The sequence below is a fragment of the Rhizobium sp. FKY42 genome (assembly GCF_005222835.1).
GTDB lineage: Bacteria > Pseudomonadota > Alphaproteobacteria > Rhizobiales > Rhizobiaceae > Neorhizobium.
Genome location: NZ_STGA01000013.1, coordinates 23,176 through 32,287 on the forward strand (window position 1 = coordinate 23,176; position 9,112 = coordinate 32,287).

A 9,112-nucleotide genomic window follows, 5' to 3' on the forward strand; every position below is an offset into this window, starting at 1 on the left:
CAAGACGCAGGGCTGCTGTTATTTGCCCCAGGTGCGAGCCAGCACATCAAGCCAGTTACGATAAGCAACTCGCTCGATCGAAATCTGATCAAAACCGTTATGCCGCATAAGCTCGATCAGACGCGGCAACCCGGCGGCATCCTTCAGTTCATTGGGAACGGTCGTTCCGTCAAAATCGGAACCTAGTGCTACACGCTCGATGCCGATGCGGTCCGCTACATAGCGAATGTGGTCGACAACGATCTGCATCGGAGTATCGAGGTTCCGCACCCCATCATCCCGGAGAAACAGGACTCCGTAATTGATGCCAACGAGGCCTTTGCTTTCGCCAATCGCATCAAGCTGGCGGTCCGTCAGGTTTCGGCTGTGCGGGCTGAGCGCATGTGCATTGGAGTGTGTCGCCACAAGCGGCGCATCGGAAAGTCTTGCGATGTCCCAGAACCCCTGTTCGTTCATGTGCGAAAGGTCGATCAGGATCTTAAGATCATTGCAGGCGCGAACAAGAGCGCGCCCTGCCTGCATCAACCCCGGCCCGATATCGGGAGAATGAGGCACTCGGAACGGAACACCATGAGCGAAAATGTTAGGTCTGCTCCAGACGGGCCCAAGGCTGCGTAAACCGGCCTGATGAAGCACGTAAAGCGCATCGAGATCCTCACCAATGCCCTCCGCACCTTCGATATGAAGCACCGGGGCAAAAACGGACTGTTCAATGCAGGTCTGCAATTCGCTTGCACTGCGGCAAACCTTGATCTGTCCCTGTGAACGCGCTTCCAACTCAAAGAGTTTTCGGGCCATTGCCAACGTCTGGTTCAATGCGGAAGGCTGGCCCGGCGCAACGAAGTTGCCCTCGGCATCCGGCTTGTGATGCGGAGACGGAACGAAGATGGCAAAAAGCCCTCCTGCTAATCCGCCGGCTCTGGCACGCGGCAGATCGACATGCCCCCTTCCCTCACCCTCCAGAAACCGGGCGACGGGATCGTCTTGGCCCGGCTGCATCATGCGCAGCAGAACATCGTTGTGACCGTCTATGATCGGGACAAGCGGGAGATTGGGCATGATGCATTCCAATAAAACATATCGAACTGTTCCCCCAGTCCTACGTCAGCCAGCCTCTCAGGGCAAATCGGCAGCATTTACCCGCGTATCTTGGCCACTGCGGTGGATGCACGCTCTACCAGATGACAGGCCAGTTCGACGCGCCGAGCAGGGTTGATCCTGCCCGCCATACTGTCGCTGATCAGATCGAGAGCAGCCGAACCAATTTCCCGCATCGGCAGATGCATTGTCGTCAGCGGCGGATTGACGAAAGAAGCCTGAGGCAAATCATCCATACCTACGACGGACACATCATCCGGCACTGTAAAACCGGCCTTTTGAACACCAATGATGGCGCCAACCGCCAGACTATCGCCTGCGGTCACGATGGCGGAAAAGTCCAGGCCTCGGTCCCGTATGCGTTCTTCGATTGCTCTTGCCGCCAATTCGGGAAGCCAGTCATCGACCGAAATGATCAGATCCGGGTCAGCAACCAGCTGATGCGCCTTCAGCGCATCCTGCCAGCCGTCGCAACGGTGCAGAATAGTCCGCCGTCCCGGACGCATCAGGAAGAGAATACGCTTGTGACCAAGCTGTATCAGATGTTCTGTGGCAAGCCTTGCCGCGGAGCGATTGCAAGGCGTCACGCTGGAGAGACGCATCAGAGGATCATGTCCATTCAACAGGACCACCGGTTTCGGAAAATCGCGCGTCGCTGCCAGCATGGCCTCGTCGTCCACCGTCAGAAACAGAAGACCTGCGGTTTCGGGGTCATCCCGCGCTTCCTGCAGCATCTGGGTTTCATCCGCTTTGTCGGCGATAGGCCGCGTCACGATCTCAAGATTGAGCGCCTCTGCACGCTCACGCAGTCCCTCGAGCACATAGAGCGTGAACTGGTTGCGCACATAATCGATCATCGCGGCGCTTGAGGCCGCCAACACGATCTTGCGGCCTGCAAGGGCAACGGGGAGCGTGTAATTCACCTGTTTGGCAGCAGCCAGAACCTTTTCGCGTATCTCCGGTTTCACGCCTTTCTCGCCTGCAAGCGCGCGTGAAGCGGTACTGATCGACACACCGCTCGCCGATGCGACGTCTTCCAACTTGATCCGCCTGGATTTGGCAGCCCGTTTTCCGGGCAAGGGTCGACTGGTCATGGTTCATCTCGCGTTTGCAGCAAATTGCAAAAAATTTTCAGCTTGCGCAACGATTTTCGTGATGGTTTCTTCTTGCTCATGAACGACGCCTTGGGAGAGGCGGATGCAGGAGGATTACAATGGCCCTGAATGGCGACACCATTCTTGCCAATCTCGATCGGCTTGTTGCCGGGATAACTGGCCTGAAGAACGAGGGCCGTTTTCACGAGCCCAACCTCGATGGCACGGCAGGAGACTACATTTCATTCGACAGCTGGGAATGGCCGCAGGGCGTTGGCCTCTATGGCATTATTCGCCTGTGGCAGTTCACCGGCCGGGATGATCTGAAGGCCCTGATCGAGGGTTGGTATGAGCGGCGGCTGGCAGCCGGCCTTCCGAAATTGAACGTCAATACCACGGCGCCGATGCTTGGCCTTTCCGTGCTTTGGCGCGAAACGCAGGATGACCGTTGGAAAGAGACGCTGGACACTTGGGCGAGCCGCGTCATCACCGAAATGGGCCGCACCCAGGAAGGTGCATTCGAGCACCATGTCTCCGACAAGGTGAACGACGACGAGTTGTGGGACGACACGCTTTATATGGTTGCGCTGTTTCTGGCCTCCTATGGTCAGGCAAGTGGCCGCAAGGAGCTGGTCGATGAAGCGGCCCGGCAGTTCCTTGTGCATGCACGCTACCTTTCAGATCCGGAAACCGGCCTGTGGTTCCATGGCTGGACATTTGATGGACGCCATAACTTTGCCCGAGCACGCTGGGCGCGTGGCAATGCATGGATCACGGCTGGCATTCTGGATCTCTTCGATCTGGCAGAACTTCCCACCTCGGTGCGGGATTTCCTTCTCGGCGTATTGACGGCCCAGGTAAACGCCCTGCTTCCCCTGCAAGCCGAGAGCGGCGCCTGGCGCACCCTGCTCGACGATCCAACATCTTACGAGGAAACCTCGGCAACTGCGGGGATTGGCTACGGCCTGCTGAAAGCCTATCGTCTGGGCTATGGAGACGAGAGCTGGAAGGCAGCAGGCCTTCGGGCGGTCGAGTTTGTCCTACGCAACATCGATGCAAGCGGAACCGTACTCAACGTTTCCTACGGCACCCGCATGGGTCACGACCTGCAGTTCTACAAGGACATTCCAATACAGCCGACCGGTTACGGGCAGGCCCTCTCCATCCTTTGCCTGTCGGAAGCCCTGAACCACGTAGAAGCTTCCGAGGTGGCGGCATGACCATGCGCGTTCTTTTCGGCGCCGCTCCAGCAGACATCAAGACCTACGACACACAGAAGCTGCGCAATGCATTTCTTGTTGAAGATCTGTTCCAGCCGGGTCAGGCAACCTTTGTTTACACGCATGTCGATCGACTGATCCTTGGCGGCGCGGTTCCGAACGCGTCCCCGCTCACCTTCGGGTCCGGCGAGGATATCGGAACACCCTATCTTCTCTCCGCACGAGAGATGGGCATCGCCAATCTTGGCGGCTTGGGCAGCGTGACCGTCGATGGCGAAACATACAATCTCGACAACCGCGATGTTCTTTATGTCGGGCGCGGGGCGCGATCCATCTCAGTTCAATCAGCGAACGCGCAGCAGCCCGCACGCTTCTACATGAACTCCGTTCCAGCGGGCGCCGATTTCCCGCACCGGCTGATCAAGCGTGCGGAATCCAAGCTGCTTGAACTGGGTGATGCGAAGCGCGCCAACAAGCGGAACCTGCGCATGTACATCCACCCGCAGGTCGCTCCGTCCTGCCTGCTGCTGATGGGCATCACGGATCTGGCTGAAGGCAGCATATGGAACACCATGCCGCCGCACCTGCATGAACGGCGAATGGAAGCATACTGCTATTTCGACATGTCCCCCGAAGATAGAGTGATCCATCTGATGGGCAGACCAGAGGAAACACGCAACCTCGTGGTCGCAGATGGCAATGCGGTACTTTCCCCCGCCTGGTCCATCCACATGGGCGCAGGAACGGGACCTTACTCCTTCGTCTGGGGCATGACCGGCGAGAACCAGGAATACAACGATGTGGCCCCGGTGGCCGTGGCGGATCTGAAATGACGACAGAACAGAACTATATGCGCAAGACTTTGAACGCGGGCGAGCCGGTCCGGTACTGGCAGCTTGGCGCGCTGATGGAAGACCGCTTCGATGTGGCCGATCAGCCGATGAAGGGCGAGATGGACCCCTTCTTCTTCCTGACCAAGCACAAGAACTTCATTCCGCACGAATATCCGTGCCGCACGATCTTTGCAGAAACCTATCGTGGCAAGCGCCCGGATGTGCGAGGGTCCTTCGAGGCAAAGCAGTGGTGGCTGCCGTTCGGCTCCCCCCGTGTCGATCTTTCCGGTTTCTGGTTCCGCCCCACGCGTTTGGCAACTTGGGCCCGCACCTACCTGGATGTCAGCGAGGCAGGTTTAGCGCGCATTCGTCTCGGCACCTGCGGCGGCGCGGTCCTATTCCTGAACGGTCAGGAAGTGGGCTGGATGGCACCCTATGGCCGAAATCTCGAAACGAAGCAGGAGTTCGAGCTCGACCTGAAGTCCGGGCTGAACGAGATCACGCTGTTTTTCGATGATCTTGCGGAACGCGACGCTCGCTACTTCTATCAGTTCGACTACTTGACCGGCCCTGACGTGAAAATTGCGATCCCGGTCCCAGTGGAAGGCGCTGTCGCCGAAAGTATCGAAAACGCACTGGAAGGCATGCATCTTGATCGCCCCGCCTATTTCAGCGGCGATATCACGCTGCTTTTCGCCAAGCCACTGCCCGTTGCCGTCGAGGTAAATGTTGCAGTCGAAGGCGACTTCATGTCGCGTGAGCGGTTCGATCACGATTTCAAGCTGCCTGCCGGCGCAACGAGCCTAAACCTCGGCTCTGCCGAAAGCGCACCGGCCGATTTCCGCCATTTCCGCATCAGGCTCGATGCTGGCGGCTTTGTTGCGGCACGCCCACTTGGCGTCGAGATTTGCCATGCGGAGCGCCAGGGTCAGGCTCCGGCTTCACTTCAGGACCGTATCGTCGAGACATTGACCGAAGTCTCCGAGCATTCCGAGCGCGATACGGTGCGTGCCTTCGCACGACTGGCAAGCGGTCGTGCCGGCAGCGATACCGATGCAATGATCGAGGAGATCCTGCCATCCATCGAAGATTGCCATGATTGCGCCGATTTCTCGTTGGTCCCACTCATCTGGTCTCGCACCGTCTGGGGCAAGGATATCAACCAGAAGACACGCGATCGTATCGATGGCGCCATCCTCAATTATCGTTACTGGATGGATGAGCCGGGCAACGACGTTCAGTGGTATTTCTCCGAGAACCACGCACTGCTTTTCCACACATCCTGCTATCTGGCGGGACATCTGCTGCCGGATGCCACCTTCGTGCGCTCTGGCCGCAAAGGTTCCGAACAGGCAAAAATCGGGGCCGAGCGGGTGCGTGCATGGCTCGACCATTTCGAACACTGGGAAATGGCAGAGTTCAACTCTGCGCCCTATTTCCCGATCGATCTGAAGGGCCTGACGGCGCTGGCAGCACTTTCGCCGGACAAGGATATCGCGGACCGCGCCAAGGCTGGCATCATCCGGCTGTGCGAGATTGTCGCTCGCTCCGCCCATCATGGCATGCTGACGGCAGCGCAGGGCCGCTCTTACGAACACACGCTGTGTGCCGGTCGCTCGCTGGAGCTTTCTGCAGTTGCGCGTCTTCTCTGGGGCAAGGGCTGGTATGGACGCCGAGTTCACGCGCTGCCACAACTGGCCGTCTGCATTCGGGATCATGGCCTCGTGGTGCCGGAAGATCTGGCAGCTATCGCCAGCCATCGTCGTGCCAAGCATCAGGAATGGCGCTTTGCGCAGGGTCAAGACAGCTTCGCTGCCCTCTACCACTACAAGGGCGAACATTACGCCATGGGTTCCGCCGTCCACTACCGCTGGAAGGACTGGGGCTATCAGGAAACCGTTCTGCACCTGCGTATCGGCGAAAGGCCGGAGGCAGCAATCTGGATCAATCATCCGGGTGAAATCATCCAGCTTGGCTACGGGCGCCCCTCCTACTGGGGTGGCTGCGGCTCGGTACCAAGAGTTCAGCAGTACCGCGGTCTGGCTGTGGTCGATTTCGACGTGCATGAGGAGCAGCCTGATTTCTCGCACGCGTGGTTCCCGAAAGCGGAATTCGACGACGTCAAGATTGCTGGAAACAAGGCTATCGCCCGCAGCGGTCGGGGCATCGCACTCCTGATTGCGAGCGATACACTGTCGCAGGTCGATGAAGGTCCGTCCGCAGGCGCGGAGCTTCGCATTCCAGGGCGTAAGACACGCTGGATCGTCCGTCTTTCCGAAGGTGACGGATTGACGGAGATCGAAGCGCGCTATGGCGACTTGGCGATAGTTGAGAATGATGGAATATTCACCGTCAACGACCCTGATTATGGGCCTGTCCGGTTCTTGGCCGATGGCTCGGTCGAGGCGGAAGGCAGAACACTTCGTCGCGAGGATTACACCGTGAGGGGCCAAGCGATCGACCTGTAAACAAGCCGGGCGGATGGAGGATCTGCCCATCGGAGGAGGAAAGACAATGGCATTGAAGTCGCTTTTTGCAGCATCCGCTTTGGCGTTGCTGGCCACCACGGCCCATGCGGGCGATGTCCGCATCATGTGGTATTCGGATGGTATCGAGGGAGAAGTCTTTCAAGATCTCGTCAACAGGTTCATGAAGGAGAACCCAGGCATCAACGTCATCGTTGATAATGTGGCCTACAGCGTCATCAAGGAGCAGCTTCCGGTTCAGCTGGAAGCCGGCAACGGCCCCGATATCGCCCGCGTCACCGCGATCAAGGATCTGGCGAAACATTGGCTGGATCTGCGCCCGCTGGTGGCGGATGCGAAATACTGGGACGAGAACTTCGGCGCCAATGCCGACTGGATGCGACCGGACGGCTCCAACCAGATTTCCGGCTTCATGACACAGCTGACGCTGACCGGCGGCTTTGCCAACAAGACCCTGTTCGAGCAGGCGAATGTCCCGCTTCCGGGGCCCAAGGCGACTTGGGATGAGTGGGCAGCCGCGGCAAAGAAGGTCGCACAGAGCCAGCAGATCCCCTATCCAATGGCGATGGACCGTTCCGGCCACCGCATCACCGGTCCGGCCATTTCCAACGGCGCCAATTACATTGGCAAGGACGGCAAGCCCGCTCCGCTCGACGCTGGCGCCAAGGCCTTCCTCGGCAAGTTCGTGGATTGGTCCAAGGATGGCACGATGTCGAAGGACGTCTGGGTGTCGGCAGCTGGACAATCCTATCGTGCCGCTGCAGACGATTTCATCAACGGTCAGGTCGCATTCTACTACGCAGGCTCATGGCAGGTCCCGAACTTCGCAAAGAAGATCGGCACCAATTTCGATTGGGTTGCCACGGGAAGCCCCTGCGGTCCGGCGGCCTGCACCGGCCTTCCCGGCGGCGCGGCACTGGTTGCTGTGAAATATACCAAAAACGCCAAGGAAGTCGCCAAGGTCATGGACTATCTGGCGCGCAAGGAAATTGTGAAGGAATTCTCCGAGCGCACCCTGTTCCTGCCCGCGCATAAGGGCGTGATTGCCGAGGGTGTCAACTTCAAGACCGACAGTGCTCTGGTCAAGGAAGCTTTGAATACCTTTGTCAACGCGACGAAGACGACATCGGATCTGGCGAACAAGATGCCCGGCTGGCGCTGGTCTGACACCATGTACGGAGCCGTTGTCACCCGAACCGCCCAGGCGGTTGCCGGCGAGATGTCAAAGGAAGATGCCTTCACCCGTATCGACAGCGATGTCGCGGAAAAGGTCAAGGCATCCGGTCTCTGATCCTTCATGCATGTGAAATCTCGGCCGCTGCCGCCACAAGAGGCAGCGGCCGTTTCTCGGTCGGGCATCGATAGCCGGGCAAAATCAGCGCAAGAGGAACGACTCCATGTCTTCGCCTTCCCAGACACCGCGCCAAACACCGCGAACCGGGCAGCTCAAGTCGAAAACAGACTGGTCGTCCGTCGTGCTTGCGCCCGTCCACTTCATCATGGGATTGGCTGACAAGCCGCTGCGCCTGTTGCAAAAGCGTACCGGCATAGGTGGGATGGCGGCGTTCTTTCTCGCGCCGAACATGCTCATCTTCGGCATCTTCGTTCTGCTGCCAATCATCATCAACCTGATCTACTCGATGACAGGCGGCTCTGCCCTTTTCTTGTCAGAGCGAAGCTTCGTCGGAACGGATCAATATGCAAAGCTTTTCGATTGCAAAAGCTATCTGGACCCGATGTCCTGCCAGGAAGATGCGTTCTGGACGGCGGTCAGCAACACCTTCTGGTTTGTTGTTCTGCAAGTCACGCTGCTGATCCTGTTCTCGCTCATCACGGCACTGATCCTCAACCGGGAATTGATGGCACGCTCTTTCTGGCGCGCGGTGTTCTTCTTCCCGGTCCTTCTGTCGCCGGTGGTTGTCGGCCTGATTTGGAAATGGATTCTTCAACGGCAGGGACTTCTGAATTTCGCTCTCTATCCCATGGGCTTCGAGCCCTATACCTGGCTGTCGGACCGTACCTTCGCATTTGCGGCGGCCGTTGGCGTCTCGATCTGGGCGCATATGGGCTTCTACACGCTCATCCTTCTCGCCGGTCTTCAGGCAATTCCCAAGGATCTCTATGAAGCAGCCGAGATGGACGGCACCCGCCCTGCCCGTATTTTCTGGCGCATCACGCTGCCGCTTCTGATGCCGAATCTTCTGGTCGTCGTCGTGCTCGCACTCATTCGCGCCGTGCAGGTTTTCGACGAGGTCTTCGTCCTGACCGGTGGCGGCCCCGGCACCAGCACGCTCTTCCTGACGCAATATATTTAGTTCGCCCTGAAAAATCGCAAAACTCTTTTGTTTTCAGGGATTCCCAAGGAGATTGAAGTATAGGAA

The 9,112-nt window shown here is 58.3% G+C and carries 6 protein-coding genes and 1 pseudogene; 5 read left to right on the top strand and 2 right to left on the bottom strand.

Annotated features, from left to right (window positions below; genetic code table 11):
- Positions 1 to 18 precede the first annotated feature (18 nt).
- Together E8M78_RS06555 and E8M78_RS06560 are read right to left on the bottom strand one after the other, a co-directional pair.
- Positions 19 to 1,059, bottom strand: coding sequence for a dipeptidase (locus tag E8M78_RS06555; RefSeq protein ID WP_137134303.1), 1,041 nt, complete (start codon positions 1,057 to 1,059; stop codon positions 19 to 21).
- 77 nt (positions 1,060 to 1,136) lie between these two features.
- Positions 1,137 to 2,192, bottom strand: coding sequence for a LacI family DNA-binding transcriptional regulator (locus tag E8M78_RS06560; protein ID WP_137134304.1), 1,056 nt, complete (start codon positions 2,190 to 2,192; stop codon positions 1,137 to 1,139).
- A 119-nt stretch (positions 2,193 to 2,311) separates the two neighbouring features.
- Between E8M78_RS06560 and E8M78_RS06565 the strand changes: the two genes are divergently transcribed.
- The 5 genes and pseudogenes from E8M78_RS06565 to E8M78_RS06585 all read left to right on the top strand — a co-directional run.
- The gene (locus tag E8M78_RS06565; RefSeq protein ID WP_137134305.1) at positions 2,312 to 3,412 is read left to right on the top strand and encodes a glycoside hydrolase family 88 protein; all 1,101 of its coding nucleotides are present in this window, start codon (positions 2,312 to 2,314) and stop codon (positions 3,410 to 3,412) included.
- Positions 3,409 to 4,245, top strand: coding sequence for a 5-dehydro-4-deoxy-D-glucuronate isomerase (gene kduI, locus E8M78_RS06570; RefSeq protein WP_137134306.1), 837 nt, complete (start codon positions 3,409 to 3,411; stop codon positions 4,243 to 4,245). Before E8M78_RS06565 ends, kduI begins: the two co-directional genes overlap by 4 nt.
- Positions 4,242 to 6,713, top strand: coding sequence for a hypothetical protein (locus E8M78_RS06575; RefSeq protein ID WP_137134307.1), 2,472 nt, complete (start codon positions 4,242 to 4,244; stop codon positions 6,711 to 6,713). Before kduI ends, E8M78_RS06575 begins: the two co-directional genes overlap by 4 nt.
- A 46-nt stretch (positions 6,714 to 6,759) precedes the next feature.
- Positions 6,760 to 8,022 carry an ABC transporter substrate-binding protein gene (locus E8M78_RS06580; RefSeq protein WP_137134308.1) on the top strand — a complete coding sequence of 421 codons (1,263 nt, stop codon included), beginning with the start codon at positions 6,760 to 6,762 and terminating at the stop codon, positions 8,020 to 8,022.
- Positions 8,023 to 8,230: 208 nt separating this feature from the next.
- Positions 8,231 to 9,043 (top strand): annotated as a pseudogene (locus E8M78_RS06585) (sugar ABC transporter permease); the annotation flags it as partial.
- Positions 9,044 to 9,112 lie beyond the last annotated feature (69 nt).